Here is a 19,086-nt window from a genome sequence, read left to right as displayed (position 1 = left end):
TTTTCCGCCGCTGCTTTCGTCGCGTGTCAACCTATGCTTGAACCAAAGCTCTCGTCCGTTTTCTCGGCGACTTGATCGGCACAGCGACGCAGACCATTCTACGGTCAGGATCACCAATTTAGGGCAGTTCGATGCTGAGGAAGAATGAAATCCGCGAGGACGTGTTGACGTTAGATGAAGCCGAACTCTGTGTTCGCATGCTCGAAGCGGCAACCGGAGAGGCGAGGCCTGCGGCGTGGACCGCCCAAGAGGCACTCGCCACAGTGCAAAGTGACCTCAGAGAGCAGATCATCGCATGCGCCCGCGCAGCGACCCTGTTCTTTCGTGGCAGTAGGGGTCTTGTCCTGCATTGACGGAGCCAAGATGACCCCGACAACCTTCGAGCTCCTGACCAACCGGTGGCGTGCGCAGGCTCGCCAGCACGGTTGGCCCGTTGCCGAGGTGGCGCAGGCGCTTGGCGTAGCGCCCTCCGAGGTGTGGGCGCGCGTCTGGCGAGGGGAACTCCGAGCTACCGAGATTGCAACCATAACAGTGATCGCGCCGGACGAGTTGACGCGATTGGGGTTGCTTTGATGATTTGGTCTAAAGAAGAACGGCGTCCTTCGCTGTTGTCTTCATTTTCAAGCCGTTTCCGGGGGAAAGAGATGCTCGTAAAATTGATCGCAGTCGCAATTGCACTGCTATTGGGCGCAAGCTGTCCCGCAAGTGCGCAGGTCGCCTATGGTGCCCCGAGAGACCCAAAGTCGCTTTATGACAACCATGGTAATGCGATTTACTATGGTGACTTCCTGCCGGTGACTTCGCGGGAGAAGTCAGCTCAGAAGGTGTATGAAGCCTTTCGATATTACGCTTATGTTCAATACTGCTACAGAAGTCGCGAAGGCTATATGGCCGTTTACGTGAATGATGTTGAGCTGGATCGAGCGCGCCTCAAGACCAAAGAAATTCAATCCGACCAGCAGGCAATCAGCAGTGATAGTCCTTTGGACACTGAGGGTATGTGGAAAAGAGCGACGAAAAACATTAGTGGAGTTCTGGTGAACCGAGAGTCTTGTCAATTGAACCTCAACACGCTCCTCCGCTTCAAATCGAGTGGCGGAAGCAGTGTCAGGCTGGAAAAGGACTTCTGAGCGCTCTCGCAAAAAATGACTTTGAAGCCCCGCGGAAGTTACCAATCCATGTTTGCCGCTCTGTCAAATTCGCTTCCCAATCGATTTGTCAGGGCCGCCATGTCCTCGATAGAGCGCATCGCGCTCTCATATACACCGTCGCTGACATGAGGAAGCATAACCGGCAATTGGCTTTCCTGAATGTATAGTTTCGCTGGAGCGCGTGGTCCGCTCCACAGATGAGTTATAAATTCCTCAATTGTTTTGAGTGCGGCTACATCATCAAAGACTAGACGCTCCGACATTTTGACACGTCGCTTACTGGACCGATGCGGAAGCATCAATGGTACCGCGCCCGCGCGAGAGTGAAACTCAAAGGCCTCGCCATTCCTCCCGAACGCGCCGTGCGCCACGAAATTCCTGAGCGCCTGTCGAAGCTCGATGAGCTGATCATAGAGCCGCTTCGACTCCGGATCAGAAAGATCAAGTGCAGATTTGAACTTTTGAGACCAATCTTCCTTCGCGAGTCGAGCAACCTTCTCGCCACTCGCCACGTTACCGCGCAAAGCTGCGATGTGGATGAAAACGTGCTCTGTCCAACTAAAGAACGACTCGATTGCAGCAAGCGCCAACCAACTCACTTCTACGCGCAGCCGATAGGTGGGACGTGAAATCGAGGTCCATCCATTTCCCTGCGTTACGATTTTTTCGTCTTTGCGGACTTCAGCCTCCTCCGCCTTCTTCCCGTGCTCGCTCTTGAAAAAGAGGAAGCGCTCAAAAAGCGACGCGCTATTGTTGATTAGATTTAGCTTGGATTTTTGAAGCGCTTCATCTGCAAGCCAATCAAAGTACGGCTCGGCCGCCTTGACGGCTTTCCGTATCCGCCTAACGATCTCTTTTGCGTCACTCTCGTCCACGCTAGGATTTTGAACGAATACACCGACTCCGAACTTGCGGTGCTCGACTAGAAACGCTCGCCCTTTGTAATCGACTGGCACTGACCACGATATTTTCTCAAACTGCCCCAAATTCTTGAAGCCAAGCAGCTCCACCAATACAAAAAAAACAAGGTAGTACGCGGGCAGGTCGCGACTGGCCTCGGACTTTTCTGCATTGAACAGAAAATTCGGATCGGCATGGGTGGACTTACTCGCTGGAAGCACCGGGCCGAGGGCACGTCGCGCGGCATCACGCACCCGTTGCAGTTCGTCCGGTACTGTCATTTGCACGCAATCTCCAGATCATCCAAGTCGTGGCTCTCTTCCTTCTCCGCCACTTTCGTGTTCACAAACCTCATGTTGACCCTCGGCGGAAGAGCGAAGTCTACGTCTAGATAAGCAGTGCCAAACTTCATAGTATTTTGGATGCGTTTGGCCGCAACGGCGCTGCTGATTAGCCCAGCCACTAGCACACCGGCTCTGCTGATCCTTTCGCGGCAATTTCCTCAATTTTCTGAGTCGGGGTCGCACCTCCAGACCTCAATCGCAGGCGCGCCTTCGGCGGCAGGCCCCACGTAACCTTAAAGCTGCTGACCTCGTATCCCATTTGCTCTAAGAGCGGCAGCGCAGCTCCGACTTGCTGAGTAAAGGAATTAAATTCAGCCATCACCTTGCTTGAGGTATCTGAGAAGTCTGGAATGCTGAGATCGGGAATGGCGGGCAGCGACACCGATGGTAGTGACGGCATCGACGGCAACATATCTATCGCTGATTTTGTGATTGTATCGATTGCGCCCGCGGGCTTCTCCTCGGCCCCGACAGTGCCAACACTGGCGATCATTGCAACCAAAGCGACGAACATTCTCATCATGTTATTCTCCCGCATCATGGCTACGCTCAACGCGAAATGGCTTTGCGATAATCATCAATCATGGCGGTTGTGACATCAGCCGGGTAACAGAGCGGCGCAGCGCCGCCCGGCCGCGAGTAGGCGCTTCTGCCGCCACATGATCGGCCGCTCCGCGTGAGATCATCCGGACAAGCGCAAGGATGCCCGGTGGCGTAGTAACGTTCTCGGCTCGCCTTGACGATGATTGTAGCGATGACTGCAGCGGTCAGCGCAACCTCCGCCTTGCGTTTGGCGTCCGACTTCGAGGGTAGGGGTTCCGACTGGCTTGGCTTCGCGGCCAGTTGCGGTGAAGGGATCGGCGATGGAGTAGGTTTGATAGCCGGAGCTTGCTGCGGGGCTTCGACGAAGGCGGTTAAATCAGCTGTGCGCGGCGCAATCGTAGGCGGCGAGGGTGCGGCTGGGGGCGCATCATGCCGACCCGCCGCATAGGCAATCAGGGCTGTAAGCCCCACAAGAACGATAACAACCCCGCCCCGCATGGCTCCCTACACGGGTCGATCAATGCCGCGGCGTCCGCGTCCCGAACGTCCCATTGTTCGGATTGTAATTGCCCGACGTGCCGTAGTTGTCCCGCTGAGTGCTATTCGGATTTGTAGCGGTGTACGGCTGCACATAAGTCCCGCTGCTGCGTGTGTAGCCAGATACGCCGTGGCTTTGAGGGTTTGATCCGGTGCCGTAGGATTGTGCATGTGCGACGCTGGCAATCATCGTGAGAACGCCCGACAAAATCAGCTTTTTCATTCTTATTCCCCCTTTTGTGGAAACGGAGCTTCCTTGGACCGACTAAGCTCCGGCCGGTCCTTGAGCGATGTCGATAACGTGCCGGTCCGAACCGACTGTTATAACAATCGTATAGGTCTTTGGTCCTCCGCCATCGGAGGCAACGGGCGGCGCTAGATGCAATTGCCCACCGTACCACTCACCCGGCATGAGTGTGTTGTCCTTGATCACGGCTTGCTCTAGGACCGCCATGTTGCGTTGTCCCGCCTCTACGGTGGAAGCGATCATAGCTTCGTTCTGGGCGTTCGCGTTGCCTTGGGCGATAGCGGCCGCGGTCGGGCTGTAGAAAGTGCCTGTCCGCCCGCTTGGAGTCGTGTAGTAACCGTTACCAGCTTGAGACGCGCCGTAGGCATTTCCAGCTGCGGCTAAACCCGTGAAGATCGCGGCGGCGACTTGTCGGCTCTTCTCTTCCTGTACAAGCATCTCATAAGTAACGACCTGCATCGCGAAGTCGGAGCCATTCGCATGTTGCGTCGCTTCAATTTGCGCAACGCGGAACTCGGCGGGATTTTTGCTCAGATTGTTTATCGCAACGACGAAGACAGGTCTTCCGTTCGCGCGCACCTGTCGCGACGCTGGCCGAATTAAAACAAGCGAGGTCTTTTGCCGGGAGACAAGAGCCGCTTGCCCGTCTCGCATTAGCGCCTGCTGTTGTGGATTAGATGGCCGAAACTGAACCGTTTCTGCGTTCGTAACGCAGCCACCCAAAGCGGCGCATAGCGCCACGATGCCCCATTTACGCATGACTTCCTCCCAGCCCGCCCGGGATAAAAGCGCAACCAGCAGGCGAGATCAATAGAAGCCTCTCCAAATCAACGCTAGACCTTAGTTGGCGCAGGCAAATGACTTGCTAGTAGGTGCACGATCTTTCCGTAGTTTTGCGGGGCGGGCGAGTCTCAAGTGTAAAGCTCGTCCCAATCCTCGCCGAACACCCAGCGCAACGCAGATAGCTTGCCATTGATCATGCCCCAATCAAATTTCGAGTACGGTCCTAGGTTTTCCTTTCCGTACCTCTTTTCGACCCTCTCTGCGGATCGGATCGCCCCAGCCAAGATATCGTCGACGATCAGCTTCCCCAAGGCGCTGGCGCGGTAGTACTTAGGGCCGAAATCCTTCTTCGCGATTATCTTGCATTTGCCTGTCTCGACCTTGTACCGCATGACCATGTGCCGGTCGTACCAAACTCGGTCGGTCAACTCCCTGATTGCGTCAGAAATTTCACTGGCCCGGCGGGGCTCCATTGTGAACTCGTGCTCATACATCGCCTCCGCAAATTCTTGCGGTCGCAGAGCCCTTAGCGCGTCTACCAGTTTGATGAAGTATCGCGATTTAATCCGAGAGAAGTGCTCGGCAATATCGGGATGCGGCAACCGCTGATCTCCATTCGGTAGGCCAAAATCCTTCTTGTTATGCGTGACGAACACGCAACGCCCTTTGGTTGCCGCTCTCAATTGTCCGTACAACTCGATAATGACTGCATCTGCGAAACTGTTTTTGCCGGTGTGGAATGGCGCCCTTTTCTCCAGAGCGCGCGTCGATGCTGCCTCGATTGCAGCGCTCTTATCGCCCAACCACGTCGAGGCTGCAAAAAGCGTTTCGATCCTCGTTACTGCCTCCGCGGTGATATCCAATGCGCCATTGAGCTGATGTTTGATGTCGCTAAGGGCTGCAGCAGTGTTCCGGCGACGTCTCGGGTTGCCGTATTTCCATATCGCGCCCGTAGCTCGATCTAGCGCAGCCGATAGGCTGCGCCCACTGTCTTGCACCACACGGTCTTTATTTCGCGCAAACTCGTCGCGGACGATCTGCGGTACCGCAAGCTCAATGGCTTTCAGACGGTTGAGATGTTCCAGAGCACCTAGCAGCGGCTCTCCAGCCTCATTTGCCGCTAGATCAAGCCACACACTGGTATCGAGAAAGACAAATGCTGGCGCTAGACCATCGCCGGAATTGGCCACCACCCTATCGCCCTCCATCGTCCCGAAGTGAGTCGCCGCAACTCTAGCAGACGGCTTCAGCGATGCTCTCGGAGGTAACGTGTCTGCGATGATTTCCCCACTAAATCACCGCGCGATGGCGGCGCATTCGCGACACGAGCAACTCCGACCAAACTAATGTCTTGACTCCATGTTCTTGTTTCGTTCTATTGGGAAAAATCCCAAGGCGCGAAATGCCTACACTTGAATTTATCCGGTCGGAGATCGAGCGCATGCGCGCGCAGATAGGGCGGCAGCGCAAGGAAATTCTCCAGCTTCAACGAGCAACGATAGGGACGGCTTCGGCCGAAGCCCTTCTTGTCCGCATGCAAGCCAAAGTGGACCAACTCGTGGCCCAGCGCGACGAGATGAAGAGCCGCGAACCACGGGAGAAAAAGACTTGCGTCCTAGGAGGCCGGAATTGGTAGGCGAGCGATCAAAGTATTTCACCGATATGGAGGACCCGCCCGAGTTCTTGAAGTCGCTGGAACAGACGCGGCGGCTGTCCACCCGCGAGGGATGGTGCCGGGCGCATATTGAAGCCATTCAGGTCGCCATTGACCAGTACGCCGAGGCTGCCATGGGCAATCGCGAGTTCTTTCTAAACAAGCCCCACAGCATCGGTGGCAGCCGCAGGAACAGCGACATACCCTGAGCGTTAAAGAGACTCATCGGAAACAGTTGAGTACACTGCCCGCAGTTGACGACCGAGCGGCGGTTTTTTTGTGAGTTGCGTAGAGTGGCGAAGCGTATCAAAGCACCTTCGGCGATGCCGGGCTTCATCAAGCCCCAGCTCGCGACATTGAAGAGCAGAGCACCCTCAGGTGCGGGTTGGCTTCACGAAATCAAGTACGATGGGTATCGCACGCAGTTTCTTATCGACGGCGACGAGCGCAAGGCATTTACTCGCAACGGGCTGAATTGGGTCAAACGGTTCTCTGTCATTGCCGGTGCCCTCGACGTTCCAGCTCAGGCCATCATCGATGGGGAAGTCGTCGTCGTGCATGACGGCCGGACTAACTTTTCCGAGCTGCAGGCTGATCTCGCCCGCGGCGATCAAGATCGTCTGCTTTTCTATGCGTTCGATCTGCTTTGGCTAGACGGCGACCTTCGCTCCCAGCCGCAGGCGGAACGGAAGCGGCTGCTCAAGGAGTTGTTCGACGACCACGACCTAAGACCTCCGCTGATGTACAGCGAGCACCTTGAAGGTGACGGGCAGCAATTGTTCGAACACGCAAGTCAGCTCAATTATGAAGGCATTGTCTCGAAACGTGCCGACGCGCCGTACCGCTCAGAGAGGACTGAGGCTTGGGTGAAGATTAAAGCCGTTCAACGAGAAAAATTCCCCGTTGTCGGCTTTGTCAAAGACCCCACCGGTGTCGCCGCGTTGTATCTCGGCAAGCGAGAGGGGAAGGAGCTGCTCTACATGGGCAAGGTCGGTACGGGCTGGTCTCGCACCGTGTCAGGTCAAATCAGGAAGCAGCTTGAGACAGTCGTAAGCCCGAAGAGCAAGCTAACCAAACCAATCCGGAAGCCCAAGGCGACGTGGGTCGAGCCGAAGTTCTATGCCGAGGTGGAGTATAGGGACATCACGTCGGAGGGATTGCTGAGGGCGAGCTCCTTCAAGGGACTGACCGGGAAGTAGGAACGTCTGCAGTTCCTCTTCGTTGACGGTCTGGAGTATTTCCCATGAACAATCGAACTGACGAAACCGTAGCTGCCCGCGCCTATGAGCTTTGGGAGAAGGCGGGGAAGCCGGAGGGGCGAGATGAAGAGTTTTGGCGTCTCGCGGAACAAGAGTTGATCAACGAGGATAGAGGCTCTCCTCTGCGCACTCCCGATACACTCTGAGCTATAGGATGAGAACGTGGAATACACCGCGAGTATTCTTTATGAACCCAATGGACATCCCGATGAGCCGTGTCGCGTGCATGCACGACGGGTTCAACAACGAATTTTCTGAGTGGAGTCCGGAGTGGGACGCACATTGTTACCGGGAGTTACTCCTCCAAGCATGATGAGGGGGTCATCTCGTGGGACGGAGCACTTTTGGACGGTTGGGTGCCTCTGTGAAGACCCCTTTGAGGTGCGCTGAGTCGAATTCTTGCGCTTTCCCCGACGATGCCCGGCTCGGCGCGCGACGCGCGTCCTTAGCTCGACGCCGTATTTGAAACGGGCCGGTCACTAAGGCGGCCTCAACTTCTTGTCGGTCGTAATCCGCAGAGTCGGTCGGCATTCGTCTCGGCCGGCAAGGCGCAGCGTATACCCAAGTTTCTCAGGGATGCCATGGAAAGGCGCGAGGGCGCTTCTCAGGCCGGTTGATATCTATCTGATGAGGCCTCCCACTGAGACGGCCTTACCTCATGCCCATGAAGAGCGCTGCAACAAACAGTGCAGCGCCGAAGGCCGCTATGCCAAGGCAGATACGTGCCTGAACCGAATATGGATTGGCGTTGCGTTGTTCGATCATGGCCTTACTTCGGCGGTTGCAAGCCGGGTGAGCGAAGCCATTCGCTCATGCGGGAGCCGGTCTCAGCCTGTCGGGCCCTGCGGATCGCAGCAACCCGTACAGGTCCATGGGGCAGTGACTCGGCTTCTTCGCGAAGGCGTCTTACTTCCTCGGCAAGGCGATCTTCGAGGGACTTCGTTTGTTTGATCCTGCGTCGCTCTGACATGGCGTTCCTCCAACGCTAGACCCTTAACGTTTTAGGAGGGAAGCGGTTGCGCAGAATCAAATCAGGCCACCCCTGTTTTCAAACTAGGCCACTGAGGTCGGAAACAGGCCAGTACCGGACCGGGACGTAAGAACGAATGCTGAACGTTCTCGGAGTGAGAGCCCCCAGAACCAATGCAGCCTCATATCCGTAGCTAACGCCTCCAAACCGAACGAGAAAGCAACGCAAAATTGGCCGAGCACCAAGCTTTACGCCGCTGCGTTCCATCGACTAAGCAAGAAAACGTCCCCCTGATCCTGTATCGCTAGCGGCAAGTACGAGGTAACGGCATGGCCGAACAATTGAACGATCGCGAAAACTCCGGCTGGGCCGACAAGCTCATGCAATATCTGCCGGCGCGCTTCCGCCCGGGTATGGCTGTCGTGCCGGTGGTGCGGCTGTCCGGCGTCATCGGCGCGGTGACGCCGCTGCGCCCGGGGATGTCGCTGGCGGGCGTCGCCCGCGTGCTGGAGCGGGCCTTTTCGGTCCGCAACGCCAAGGCGGTGGCACTGGTGATCAATTCGCCCGGCGGCTCGCCGGTGCAGTCGCGCCAGATCTATCTGCGCATCAAGCAGCTCGCGGCGGAGAAGAAGCTGCCCGTGCTGGTGTTCGTCGAGGACGTCGCCGCCTCCGGCGGCTACATGATCGCCTGCGCGGGTGACGAGATTTTCTGCGATCCGTCCTCGATCCTCGGCTCGATCGGCGTGGTCGGCGGCAGTTTTGGTTTCCAGGAGGCGATCAAGCGGCTCGGCATCGAGCGGCGCCTCTATACGGCCGGCGCCCACAAGGCGATGCTCGATCCGTTCCTGCCCGAAAATCCCGACGACGTCGCCAAGCTGAAGGCGCTTCAGCGCGAGATCCACCAGATCTTCATCGCGTTGGTGAAGGAGAGCCGCGGCGCGCGGCTGAAGGGCGCGGACGACACGCTGTTCACCGGTGAGTACTGGGCCGGCGAGAGTTCGATCGCGCTGGGCTTGGCCGACGGCATCGGCGATCTCCGCTCAACTCTTCGTGCCCGCTATGGCGAGAAGGTTCGCACCCCCGTGATTGCGCAGCCGACCGGGCTGCTGTCCGGCCTGTTGGGTCGGAAATCGCCAGGCGCGAGCCAGGTTTCGGCCATGGAATCAATGGCCGGGCTGCCGGACGAGCTGATCTCGGCGGTCGAAACCCGCGCGATCTGGGCGAAATTCGGGTTCTAGGCAGAGGCACTCCCGCGCCATTTGGCCCTTCACTGAGCCAATTGCGGTGCAGCCCGGAGTGCGCGACAATGTCTGCGGGGGCTGAGCATTGAACAAGGATCGACCGATGCCGCCGTTCGTTGCATTCGCGGGCGTCCTGGGCGGACTTGCCGTGGTCCGCTGGGCGTACAAGACCGCTGTCCGGATCAACCAGGAGCTGGAGGAGATGCGCCTCTCGCGCGTCGCTGAGGCTGCCCATATGGGGACTGTCCGGACGCTGAAGCGTGACCCCGTGACCGGGGCTTACCGGCCGGGATAGTTGCGCCACAAACCGCTGCCGCAGGGTGGGCAAGGGCGCGTTTGCGCCGTGCCCACCATTCTTCCGGGATTGTACGCTGTTGGTGGGCACGCTCCGCGTTGCTCACCCTACGGGACCGTTCCCGGCCCGAATCCGCCCCGTTTGCCTTGATTCCCACCCCCGCCGTCGATACGGTCCCGCGCGATTCAACCCCCCCCGCGAGAGCCTGATTTGACGATGGACGCCTCATTGCCCGCCCATATGCGCCCGGAACGCTCGTTCCAGGGTTTTATCCTCGCGCTCCAGCGGTTCTGGGCCGAGCAGGGCTGCGTGATTTTGCAGCCCTACGACATGGAGATGGGCGCGGGGACCTTCCATCCGGCGACCACGCTGCGCGCGCTCGGGCCAAAGCCCTGGAACGCGGCCTATGTGCAGCCCTCGCGCCGGCCCAAGGACGGCCGCTACGGCGAGAATCCGAACCGGATGCAGCATTACTACCAGTTCCAGGTGATCATGAAGCCGTCGCCGCCGAACCTTCAGGAGCTTTACCTGAAGTCGCTTGCCGCGATCGGCATCGATTCCGCCGTGCACGACATCCGCTTCGTCGAGGACGATTGGGAGAGCCCGACGCTGGGCGCCTGGGGTCTTGGCTGGGAATGCTGGTGCGACGGCATGGAAGTCAGCCAGTTCACCTATTTCCAGCAGGTCGCCGGCGTCGAATGTGCGCCGGTCGCGGGCGAACTCACCTACGGGCTCGAGCGCCTCGCGATGTATGTGCAGGGCGTCGACCGCGTCTACGACCTCAATTTCAACGGCCGCGACGGTGATGCCAAGGTCACCTATGGCGACGTCTTCCTGCAGGCCGAGCGGGAATATTCGAAGCACAATTTCGAAGTTGCCGACACCGCGATGCTGTTCGAGCAGTTCAAGATGGCGGAGGCTGCCTGCCGGAAATATCTCGATGCAGGCTGGCAGGATGATAAGCGCGAGACGCATCTGATGGCGCTGCCCGCCTATGACCAGTGCATCAAGGCAAGCCATGTCTTCAATCTGCTCGACGCCCGCGGTGTGATCTCCGTGACCGAGCGGCAGAGCTACATTCTTCGCGTGCGCGAGCTGGCCAAGGCCTGCGGCGAGGCCTGGATCCATACTGAAGCGGGCGGAGCGGCCTGATGCCCGATCTTTTGCTTGAACTGTTCTCGGAAGAAATCCCCGCGCGCATGCAGGCCAAGGCGGCCGACGATCTGCGCCGCCTGGTCACCGAGAAGCTCGTCGCCGAAGGCCTCGTCTATGAGGGCGCGAAAGCCTTCGCGACGCCGCGTCGCCTTGCGCTGACCGTGCACGGCATCCCCGCGCGCCAGCCTGACCTCAAGACCGAACGTCGCGGCCCGAAGGTCGGCGGCCCCGATGCGGCCGTGCAGGGTTTTTTGAAAGCGACAGGTTTGAAGTCGCTGGATGAGGCCAAGATCCAGCGCGACCCCAAGGGCGACTTCTACATCGCGCTGATCGAGAAGGCCGGGCGTGACGCGATCGACGTGCTTGCGGAAATTTTGCCGGTCATCATTCGTACTTTCCCCTGGCCGAAATCGATGCGCTGGGGCGCGCGTTCCGGCAAACCGGGCTCGCTGAGCTGGGTGCGTCCGCTGCACGCGATTACCGCGACCTTCGGGCCCGAGACGGAAGAGCCCGATGTCGTGAAGTTCTCGGTCGACGGCATCGAGACCGGCCAAACCACCTACGGTCATCGCTTCATGGCGCCGGCCCCAATCTCTGTGCGCCGCTTCGAGGACTACGAAGCGAAGCTGAAGGCTGCAAAGGTCATCCTCGATCCGCAGGCGCGCAAGGACATCATCTTCGCCGACGCCAAGGAGCTGACCTTCGCGCAAGGGTTCGATCTGGTCGAGGACCAGGCGTTGCTGGACGAAGTTTCTGGCCTCGTCGAATGGCCGGTCGTCATGATGGGGTCATTCGAGCCGGAATATCTCGCGATCCCGGACGAGGTGATCCGCGCCACCATCCGCAACAACCAGAAGTGCTTTGTCGTCAAGGATCCGAAGACCGGGAAGCTGACCAACAAGTTCGTCCTCACCGCCAATATCGAGGCGACCGACGGCGGCAAGACCATCGTCGCCGGCAATGAGCGCGTGATCCGTCCGCGCCTGTCGGATGCGAAGTTCTTCTACGAGACGGACCTGAAGACGAAGCTCGAGGATCGGCTGCCGAAGTTCGAGCAGATCGTGTTCCACGAGAAGCTCGGCACGCAGGCCGCACGCATCAAGCGCATCGAGCGCCTTGCCGCCGACATCGCGCCGCTGGTCGGTGCCGATGTCGCCAAGGCGACGCGTGCTGCGCATCTGGCGAAGGCGGATTTGCTGACCGAAGTCGTCGGCGAATTCCCTGAGGTGCAGGGCCTGATGGGCAAGTACTACGCGCTGGCGCAGGGCGAGGATGCCTCCGTCGCGGCTGCGTGCGAGGAGCACTACAAGCCGCAGGGCCCAACCGATCGCGTGCCGACCGATCCGGTTAGTGTTGCCGTTGCACTTGCGGACAAGATCGATACGCTCGTCGGCTTCTGGGCCATCGATGAGAAGCCCACGGGCAGCAAGGATCCGTATGCGCTGCGGCGTGCGGCGTTGGGTGTGATCAGGCTGATTGCCGAGAACACGCTTCGGCTGTCGCTGATGAAGGTGGCTGCGTCCGCGCTCGCCGGTTTGTCGGTGAATCCGGCGGATGTGCAGAAGCTCCCGAGCGATCTGCTCGCTTTCTTCGCCGACCGCCTCAAGGTTCAGCTCCGCGAGCAGGGCGCGCGTCACGATCTCGTCGACGCCGTGTTCGCGCTCGGGGGCCAGGACGACCTCTTGATGATCGCTCGCCGTGTCGAAGCACTCGGGACGTTCCTCGAGTCCGACGACGGAAAGAACCTGCTCGCCGGCACCAAGCGCGCCAGCAACATCCTCTCGATCGAAGAGAAGAAGGATAAGCGGACGTTCGACGGTACGCCAGATGCCGCGCTCTATAGCCTCGATGAGGAGAAGGCGCTGGCGAAGGCGATCGGCCAGGTGAAGGCGGAAGCGAGCACCGCTGTCGCGAAGGAAGACTTTGCCGCCGCGATGAGCGCGATGGCAAAGCTGCGTCCGCCGGTCGATGCGTTCTTCGACAAGGTGCGCGTCAATGACGACGATGCGAAGGTGCGTGAGAACCGGCTGAAGCTCCTGGGCGAAATCCGCAGCGCCACGCGCGCGGTCGCGGATTTCTCGAAGATTCAGGATTGATCGCGCTACAACAACGGTGTCATTCCGGGGCGTGCGAAGCACGAGCCCGGAATCCATCGTGCCGCGCGTGACGTCGAGAAATGGATTCCGGGTTCGCGCCAAGTGGCGCGCCCCGGAATGACAACGAAAAAGCCCCGCCCGGCGGGGGGAAGACCGGGCGGGGCCGGATGTCCGTTTACACTGCACGCGCCAGCCTGATTGAAGTGGCGCGCCGGACATCTAGTTGAACGAAAGCGTTTCCTAGTTCATCACCTCGACGATGCGCCGCGAGCGCGGCTCGACCAGCACGGTCTCGCCGTTCACGACGGTGTAGCGATAGGTCGTCGCGCCGAAACGTTGCGGCACGTCATAATAGGTGATGCCGGTTTCAGGTAACGTGCTGCCGACCACCACGCGATCGGGAATGCTGAAGGCCGGCACGCGCTGTTCGACGACATAGTCGCGGAAAGCCGGCCGCTGCTCGACCGCGATGGTCGGGCCGCTGTCGACCACGACGGGCGCGCGGCCCACTGTGATCCCGGTTTGCGCGGAGGCTGCGATCGGGGTGCCGAGCGCGACGCCAAGCGCTGCGAGGGCAAGAATCCTGTTCCGCATGAAAAACTCCTTCAACGTGATTCTGCGACGTGGTTTTACGGGAGGCGCCAGCGGCGCAACCGTTGGCCAATGCTGCGCCGCGCGCGATGTTCCGGAAAAGCGTTGCCGCATACGCGGCAATTTCGGGCAGTTTTCGCGAAGCAGGGAACTCATTGCCGCTCAGCGCGTCTCTACCCGCGGAACCCGGTCCGCTATGATCCGCTCGCGATTCGCCTCAACGCACAGGAAGAATTTTCATGCATCTCACCGTCGCCCACATCTCGCCGATCCTGTCGCTGCTTGCGGGCGTGCTCATCTTGATCATGCCGCGGCTTCTCAACCTGATCGTGGCGATCTTTCTCATCGTCAATGGTGCGATCGGGCTCGGATTGTTGAAGTGGCTCCATCTCTAGGCCTTCATTTTCCGGAACTCTTCGACTTGCGCGGGCCTGCCCAAAGTGGTGTAAGGCCCGCAATTTCCCGTTCCTCTCGCAGGTTGTGTGCAAGCTATGGCCAAAGCCGCCTCGAAGCCTAAGAAAACTGCAGCGAAATCAAAGCCCTCCGCCAAGGCGAAAGCCGCGCCGGCGGCTCGCAAGGCGCTTCCCAAGAGCGCCGTGAAGAGCGCCCCAAAGCCGGTTGCCAAGGCGGCAGCTAAGCCTGCGGGCAAGCCGGCGGCGAAGGCTGCGGCCAAGCCGGTGGCGCCGAAGGTTGCTGCCAAGGTCGCAGCGAAGGCTGCGCCTGCCAAGGCCGGCAAGTGGGTCTACACGTTCGGCGACGGCAAGGCCGAGGGCCGCTCGGAGATGCGCGACCTGCTCGGCGGCAAGGGCGCCAACCTCGCCGAGATGGCCAATCTCGGCCTGCCGGTGCCTCCGGGCTTCACCATCCCGACCGCGGTCTGTACCTATTTCTACGCCCACGACAAATCCTACCCGAAAGAACTGCAGTCGCAGGTTGAGAAGGCGCTGGACTATGTCGGCAAGTTGACCGGCAAGGTGTTCGGCGACACCAAGAACCCGCTGCTCGTCTCCGTGCGCTCCGGCGCGCGTGCCTCGATGCCGGGCATGATGGACACCGTGCTCAATCTCGGCCTCAACGACGAGACCGTGGAAGCGCTGTCGGAGCTCTCGGGCGACCGCCGTTTCGCCTATGACAGCTATCGCCGCTTCATCACCATGTATTCCGACGTGGTGCTCGGTTTCGAGCATCATCATTTCGAGGAAATTCTCGACACCTTCAAGGACGGCCAGGGTTACACGCTCGACACCGACCTCACCGCCGAGGACTGGGTCGATCTGGTCGGCAAGTACAAGGACGCGGTCGCGCGCGAAACCGGCAAGGATTTTCCGCAGGATCCGCATGACCAGCTCTGGGGCGCGGTCGGCGCGGTGTTTTCATCCTGGATGAACGCGCGCGCGGTGACCTACCGCAAGCTGCACGATATTCCGGCTGACTGGGGCACCGCGGTCAACGTGCAGGCCATGGTGTTCGGCAACATGGGCGAGACTTCGGCGACCGGCGTTGCGTTCACCCGCAACCCCTCGACCGGCGAGAGCAAGCTCTACGGCGAATTTTTGATCAACGCGCAGGGCGAGGACGTGGTGGCGGGCATCCGCACGCCGCAGGACATCACCGAAGAGGCGCGCAAAGAATCCGGCTCCGACAAGGCGTCGATGGAAGCGGCGATGCCGGAGGCCTTCAAGGAGTTGACGCGGATCTACACGCAGCTCGAGAAGCACTACCGTGACATGCAGGACATGGAGTTCACGGTCGAGCAGGGCAAGCTCTGGATGCTGCAGACCCGCGGCGGCAAGCGCACAGCGAAGGCGGCTCTGCGCATCGCGGTCGAGCTCGCCAATGAAGGCCTGATCAACAAGAAGGAAGCGGTGATGCGGATCGATCCCGCATCGCTCGATCAGCTCTTGCATCCGACCATCGATCCCGACGCCAAGCGTGACGTGATCGCGACCGGCCTGCCGGCGTCGCCCGGTGCTGCCTCCGGCGAGATCGTGTTCTCCTCGGATGAAGCCGCCAAGCTCCAGGGCGACGGCCGCAAGGTCATTCTGGTCCGCATCGAGACCAGCCCCGAAGACATCCACGGCATGCACGCCGCCGAAGGCATCTTGACCACCCGCGGCGGCATGACCTCGCACGCCGCCGTGGTCGCGCGCGGCATGGGCAAGCCCTGCGTCTCCGGCTGCGGCACCATCCGCGTCGATTACGGCCGCGGTACCATGAGCATCGGTTCGCGCACCTACAAGGCCGGCGACGTCATCACCATCGACGGCTCGCTCGGTCAGGTCCTGGCGGGCCGCATGCCGATGATCGAGCCGGAGCTCTCCGGCGAGTTCGGCACGCTGATGAAATGGGCCGACCAGGTCCGCAAGATCGGCGTTCGCGTCAATGGCGACACGCCGGAAGACGCGCGCACCGCGATCAAGTTCGGCGCGGAAGGCATCGGCCTCTGTCGCACCGAGCACATGTTCTTCGAGGAGACGCGCATCCGGACGGTGCGCGAGATGATCCTCTCCGAGGACGAGCAGTCGCGCCGTGCCGCGCTTGCCAAACTTCTGCCGATGCAGCGCGCCGACTTCGTCGAGCTGTTCGAGATTATGAAGGGCCTGCCCGTCACGATCCGTCTGCTTGATCCGCCGCTGCACGAGTTCCTGCCGCACACCCACGCCGAGGTCGAGGAAGTGGCGCGCGCCATGAACACCGATCCCCGACGTCTCGCCGACCGTGCGCGCGAGCTGTCGGAGTTCAACCCGATGCTCGGCTTCCGCGGCTGCCGCATCGCGATCGCCTATCCCGAGATCGCCGAGATGCAGGCGCGCGCGATCTTCGAGGCCGCGGTCGAAGCCGAGAAACGCACCGGAAAGGCCGTCGGCCTCGAGGTGATGGTGCCGTTGATTGCCACGAAGATGGAGCTCGACCTGGTCAAGGCGCGCATCGACTCTACGGCGAAGGCGGTGATGCGCGATACCAACACCAAGCTCACCTATCAGGTCGGTACCATGATCGAACTGCCGCGCGCCTGTCTGCTCGCGGCCGAAATCGCCGAGAGCGCGGACTTCTTCTCCTTCGGCACCAACGATCTGACGCAGACGACCTACGGCATCAGCCGCGACGACGCCGCGAGCTTCCTCGGTCCCTACGTGTCGAAGGGCATCCTTTCGATCGATCCCTTCGTCTCGCTCGATCAGGAAGGCGTCGGCGAGCTCGTCAAGATCGGCGTCGCGCGCGGCCGCAAGACGCGCCCATCGCTCAAGATGGGCATCTGCGGCGAGCACGGCGGTGATCCGGCGTCTGTCGCCTTCTGCCATACGATCGGCCTCGACTACGTGTCGTGCTCACCCTATCGCGTGCCGATCGCGCGGCTTGCTGCGGCTCAAGCTGCGCTCGGCAAAGCGGTTGCGAGCCAGGCGTAAGGCGGATTGAAATAGTGGTTGTGAAGAGGCGGAGCCAAGCTCCGCCTCTTTTTATTTGGTGACGCTCTCTCCCCCCGTCATTGCGAGCGCAGCGAAGCAATCCAGAATCCCTCCGCGGCGACAGTCCGGATTGCTTCGTCGCAAGAGCTCCTCGCAATGACGGCGGAGCGTCCCGTAATGATACGTGCGCGCAAGAATGATCAGCAAGAGTTCCTTCACCATTTGCGTTGACCAGATGTTTACCGCTTCAGGCAGGCCCGCATTTACCAAGGTGCAGCATCGCCCCGTGAAAACACCTGACATCGCTTGAGTGTGTCGGCTGCGCAACGCCGATTAACGCCCCGGCAACCTAAATTAGATACTCACGATAAAGATCGAATTGCACGGATGTACTGCGGCTCGATTTTTCCAGCGTAAGCGTAGTGTGAGCGTATCGATGTCTGTGTTGCGTAACCATCCGAAGGGCGCGCGGTTCGCGTCCTTCGGAATCGGTCTCTGCATCTTCGCATTGATGCCGAGAGAGACCGGCTATCAGGATATCGGCTCGCTGCTAGCGCGCCAGCCCGGCGTCGTTGAGCGCTGGCAGAGGCAGGTGTTCTCCGCTGCGTCTTCAATTCAGCTCGCGACCTACAGCTTTTCCCGCCCCATTGGCACCTCGGTTCCGCAGAGCGCGATGGTTCGCCTCGCAAGCCTCGATGGTCGCGACGTCACCGGCACCATCTCTCGCGGCAATCCGGCACTCCAGGCATCGACGCGTTATCAGGCTGCCGATTTCCCCAAGGTCGATCGCGCGTTGAAGGGCGATCGCCTCGCCATCGTGACGCCTGCACCGGCGCCCGAGATGGCCACACCGACCGCCGCGCCTGCGCAGCAGGATCCCGCGACCTCGAATAGTTCCGTGTTTGGCGCCAAGACCGCTCAGTTGCCGGCTCAGTTGCCTGTCGCGCAGCCGCATGCGATGTCGCCGGAGTCCGCGGCCGCACTCGATCCCGAGCTTCAGGAGGCAATGCGCGCGCCGCCATTGGCTCAATACACAAGTCCGCCGAAGGCCGACGGCAATGCGCTGTCCTTCGCAGCCCAGCCGCTCAACGCGCTGAAGCAGGCGACGGTCGCAGCCCCGCCGCGTGATCCCTTCAGCGTCAAGACCTCGAACCTGTTCTTCGGCAGTTCCTCGCTCGGCGGCAACGTCGAGAGCATCGAGAGCTGGCAGCCCGGAGCCGAGCCGCTGATCGTGATGCCCGACCCCGACATGAAACTGGCATCGCTGTCGCCGTCGAACGAGGACATCGCGAAGGACAGCGAGAGCGGCGAGAGCGTCGCGCCGAAGGGCGAGGTCAACGCCGACAACCAGCGCGCCAAATCGCCGGCCGAGCGGCTGGCCCTCGACGAAAAGTCACGCGCGAAGTCCGAGAAGTGCCTCGCCGAAGCGGTCTATTTCGAATCCCGCGGCGAGGCCGTGCGTGGCCAGATCGCGGTCGCGCAAGTCGTGATGAACCGCGTCTTCTCCGGAAAATATCCGGAAACTGTCTGCGGCGTGGTCTACCAGAACAAGTACCATCATCTCGCCTGCCAGTTTACCTTTGCCTGCGACAACAACCCCGACGTGATCCGCGAGCCCGAGATGTGGGAGCGCGCCAGGAAGATCTCGAAGGCGATGCTCGACGGTCAGATATGGCTGCCCGAGGTCGGTAAGTCGACGCACTACCACGCCTATTGGGTGCGTCCGTCATGGGTCGCCGAGATGAAGAAGACGTACAAATTCGGCGTGCACACCTTCTACCGGCCGCGCAACTGGGGCGACGGCAGCGAGGAGCCGAGCTGGGGCACGCCGGCGCAGACCGCCGCACTCTCGGCCGAGCTCGCCCAGGAAGCCAGGAGCTCAGCCGAGATGGGCGTGACCGAGCGGCGGTAGC

Annotated in this window: 17 protein-coding genes; 11 read left to right on the top strand and 6 right to left on the bottom strand. The window is 60.4% G+C overall.

Going from position 1 to position 19,086, the window contains the following annotated elements; all coding sequences use genetic code 11:
* Positions 1 to 572 precede the first annotated feature (572 nt).
* Positions 573 to 1,130, top strand: a complete 558-nt coding sequence (locus ABIA96_RS03040) for a hypothetical protein (protein ID WP_354135526.1) — start codon at positions 573 to 575, stop codon at positions 1,128 to 1,130.
* A gap of 38 nt (positions 1,131 to 1,168) precedes the next feature.
* On the opposite strand, the gene ABIA96_RS03035 is transcribed toward ABIA96_RS03040, so the two are convergent.
* The 5 genes from ABIA96_RS03035 to ABIA96_RS03015 form a co-directional block, all read right to left on the bottom strand.
* Positions 1,169 to 2,332 (bottom strand): hypothetical protein, encoded by a 1,164-nt coding sequence (locus ABIA96_RS03035; RefSeq protein ID WP_354135525.1) that lies wholly within the window; start codon positions 2,330 to 2,332, stop codon positions 1,169 to 1,171.
* A 181-nt stretch (positions 2,333 to 2,513) separates the two neighbouring features.
* Positions 2,514 to 2,918 (bottom strand): hypothetical protein, encoded by a 405-nt coding sequence (locus tag ABIA96_RS03030; RefSeq protein ID WP_354135524.1) that lies wholly within the window; start codon positions 2,916 to 2,918, stop codon positions 2,514 to 2,516.
* 537 nt (positions 2,919 to 3,455) lie between these two features.
* On the bottom strand, positions 3,456 to 3,698 hold the full coding sequence (locus ABIA96_RS03025; protein ID WP_354135523.1) for a hypothetical protein: 243 nt from the start codon (positions 3,696 to 3,698) through the stop codon (positions 3,456 to 3,458).
* Positions 3,699 to 3,740: 42 nt separating this feature from the next.
* Entirely contained in the window at positions 3,741 to 4,481 is a 741-nt protein-coding gene (locus ABIA96_RS03020) for a hypothetical protein (protein ID WP_354135522.1), read from the bottom strand.
* A gap of 152 nt (positions 4,482 to 4,633) precedes the next feature.
* Positions 4,634 to 5,698, bottom strand: a complete 1,065-nt coding sequence (locus ABIA96_RS03015; protein WP_354135521.1) for a PIN domain-containing protein — start codon at positions 5,696 to 5,698, stop codon at positions 4,634 to 4,636.
* Positions 5,699 to 6,134: 436 nt separating this feature from the next.
* On the opposite strand from ABIA96_RS03015, the gene ABIA96_RS03010 reads away from it, so the two are divergent.
* The 7 genes from ABIA96_RS03010 to glyS all read left to right on the top strand — a co-directional run bounded on the left by ABIA96_RS03010 (position 6,135) and on the right by glyS (position 13,175).
* A complete protein-coding gene (locus tag ABIA96_RS03010; RefSeq protein WP_354135520.1) occupies positions 6,135 to 6,368 on the top strand; it encodes a hypothetical protein in 234 nt (77 codons plus the stop codon).
* Positions 6,369 to 6,452: 84 nt separating this feature from the next.
* A complete protein-coding gene (ligD, locus tag ABIA96_RS03005; protein WP_354135519.1) occupies positions 6,453 to 7,358 on the top strand; it encodes a non-homologous end-joining DNA ligase in 906 nt (301 codons plus the stop codon).
* A 44-nt stretch (positions 7,359 to 7,402) separates the two neighbouring features.
* The gene (locus ABIA96_RS03000) at positions 7,403 to 7,564 is read left to right on the top strand and encodes a DUF2934 domain-containing protein (protein ID WP_354135518.1); all 162 of its coding nucleotides are present in this window, start codon (positions 7,403 to 7,405) and stop codon (positions 7,562 to 7,564) included.
* Between the two features lie 1,153 nt (positions 7,565 to 8,717).
* Positions 8,718 to 9,626 carry a S49 family peptidase gene (locus ABIA96_RS02995; RefSeq protein WP_354135517.1) on the top strand — a complete coding sequence of 303 codons (909 nt, stop codon included), beginning with the start codon at positions 8,718 to 8,720 and terminating at the stop codon, positions 9,624 to 9,626.
* A 106-nt stretch (positions 9,627 to 9,732) separates the two neighbouring features.
* Positions 9,733 to 9,924 carry a hypothetical protein gene (locus tag ABIA96_RS02990; protein ID WP_354135516.1) on the top strand — a complete coding sequence of 64 codons (192 nt, stop codon included), beginning with the start codon at positions 9,733 to 9,735 and terminating at the stop codon, positions 9,922 to 9,924.
* A 216-nt stretch (positions 9,925 to 10,140) separates the two neighbouring features.
* Complete coding sequence (locus tag ABIA96_RS02985) at positions 10,141 to 11,076, top strand: glycine--tRNA ligase subunit alpha (protein WP_354135515.1); 936 nt, start codon at positions 10,141 to 10,143, stop codon at positions 11,074 to 11,076.
* Entirely contained in the window at positions 11,076 to 13,175 is a 2,100-nt protein-coding gene (gene glyS, locus ABIA96_RS02980) for a glycine--tRNA ligase subunit beta (protein ID WP_354135514.1), read from the top strand. The genes ABIA96_RS02985 and glyS overlap by 1 nt, the downstream gene beginning before the upstream one ends.
* Before the next feature lie 240 nt (positions 13,176 to 13,415).
* Here the strand turns inward: glyS and ABIA96_RS02975 are convergent, their stop codons facing one another.
* The gene (locus tag ABIA96_RS02975; protein WP_354135513.1) at positions 13,416 to 13,769 is read right to left on the bottom strand and encodes a DUF1236 domain-containing protein; all 354 of its coding nucleotides are present in this window, start codon (positions 13,767 to 13,769) and stop codon (positions 13,416 to 13,418) included.
* Positions 13,770 to 14,005: 236 nt separating this feature from the next.
* Between ABIA96_RS02975 and ABIA96_RS02970 the strand changes: the two genes are divergently transcribed.
* The 3 genes from ABIA96_RS02970 (at position 14,006) to ABIA96_RS02960 (ending at position 19,085) form a co-directional block, all read left to right on the top strand.
* Complete coding sequence (locus ABIA96_RS02970) at positions 14,006 to 14,161, top strand: DUF3096 domain-containing protein (protein WP_354135512.1); 156 nt, start codon at positions 14,006 to 14,008, stop codon at positions 14,159 to 14,161.
* A gap of 96 nt (positions 14,162 to 14,257) precedes the next feature.
* On the top strand, positions 14,258 to 17,173 hold the full coding sequence (ppdK, locus tag ABIA96_RS02965; RefSeq protein WP_354135511.1) for a pyruvate, phosphate dikinase: 2,916 nt from the start codon (positions 14,258 to 14,260) through the stop codon (positions 17,171 to 17,173).
* A 436-nt stretch (positions 17,174 to 17,609) separates the two neighbouring features.
* Positions 17,610 to 19,085: a cell wall hydrolase gene (locus ABIA96_RS02960; RefSeq protein ID WP_354135510.1), complete on the top strand. Its 1,476-nt coding sequence runs from the start codon at positions 17,610 to 17,612 to the stop codon at positions 19,083 to 19,085.
* Position 19,086: the final 1 nt, after the last annotated feature.

The organism is Bradyrhizobium sp. LB11.1 (assembly GCF_040549385.1).
Lineage (GTDB): Bacteria > Pseudomonadota > Alphaproteobacteria > Rhizobiales > Xanthobacteraceae > Bradyrhizobium.
Note: the sequence above shows the minus strand (reverse complement) of the source record. Positions and strands in the feature narration are given on the sequence as shown.

Bases quoted from the DNA above. Each gene is read 5' to 3' on its own strand.
- ABIA96_RS03040 (WP_354135526.1), top strand. From the start codon at position 573: ATGATTTGGTCTAAAGAAGAACGGCGTCCTTCGCTGTTGTCTTCATTT.
- ABIA96_RS03035 (WP_354135525.1), bottom strand. From the start codon at position 2,332: ATGACAGTACCGGACGAACTGCAACGGGTGCGTGATGCCGCGCGACGT.
- ABIA96_RS03030 (WP_354135524.1), bottom strand. From the start codon at position 2,918: ATGATGAGAATGTTCGTCGCTTTGGTTGCAATGATCGCCAGTGTTGGC.
- ABIA96_RS03025 (WP_354135523.1), bottom strand. From the start codon at position 3,698: ATGAAAAAGCTGATTTTGTCGGGCGTTCTCACGATGATTGCCAGCGTC.
- ABIA96_RS03020 (WP_354135522.1), bottom strand. From the start codon at position 4,481: ATGCGTAAATGGGGCATCGTGGCGCTATGCGCCGCTTTGGGTGGCTGC.
- ABIA96_RS03000 (WP_354135518.1), top strand. From the start codon at position 7,403: ATGAACAATCGAACTGACGAAACCGTAGCTGCCCGCGCCTATGAGCTT.
- ABIA96_RS02995 (WP_354135517.1), top strand. From the start codon at position 8,718: ATGGCCGAACAATTGAACGATCGCGAAAACTCCGGCTGGGCCGACAAG.
- ABIA96_RS02990 (WP_354135516.1), top strand. From the start codon at position 9,733: ATGCCGCCGTTCGTTGCATTCGCGGGCGTCCTGGGCGGACTTGCCGTG.
- ABIA96_RS02985 (WP_354135515.1), top strand. From the start codon at position 10,141: ATGGACGCCTCATTGCCCGCCCATATGCGCCCGGAACGCTCGTTCCAG.
- glyS (WP_354135514.1), top strand. From the start codon at position 11,076: ATGCCCGATCTTTTGCTTGAACTGTTCTCGGAAGAAATCCCCGCGCGC.
- ABIA96_RS02975 (WP_354135513.1), bottom strand. From the start codon at position 13,769: ATGCGGAACAGGATTCTTGCCCTCGCAGCGCTTGGCGTCGCGCTCGGC.
- ABIA96_RS02970 (WP_354135512.1), top strand. From the start codon at position 14,006: ATGCATCTCACCGTCGCCCACATCTCGCCGATCCTGTCGCTGCTTGCG.
- ppdK (WP_354135511.1), top strand. From the start codon at position 14,258: ATGGCCAAAGCCGCCTCGAAGCCTAAGAAAACTGCAGCGAAATCAAAG.
- ABIA96_RS02960 (WP_354135510.1), top strand. From the start codon at position 17,610: ATGTCTGTGTTGCGTAACCATCCGAAGGGCGCGCGGTTCGCGTCCTTC.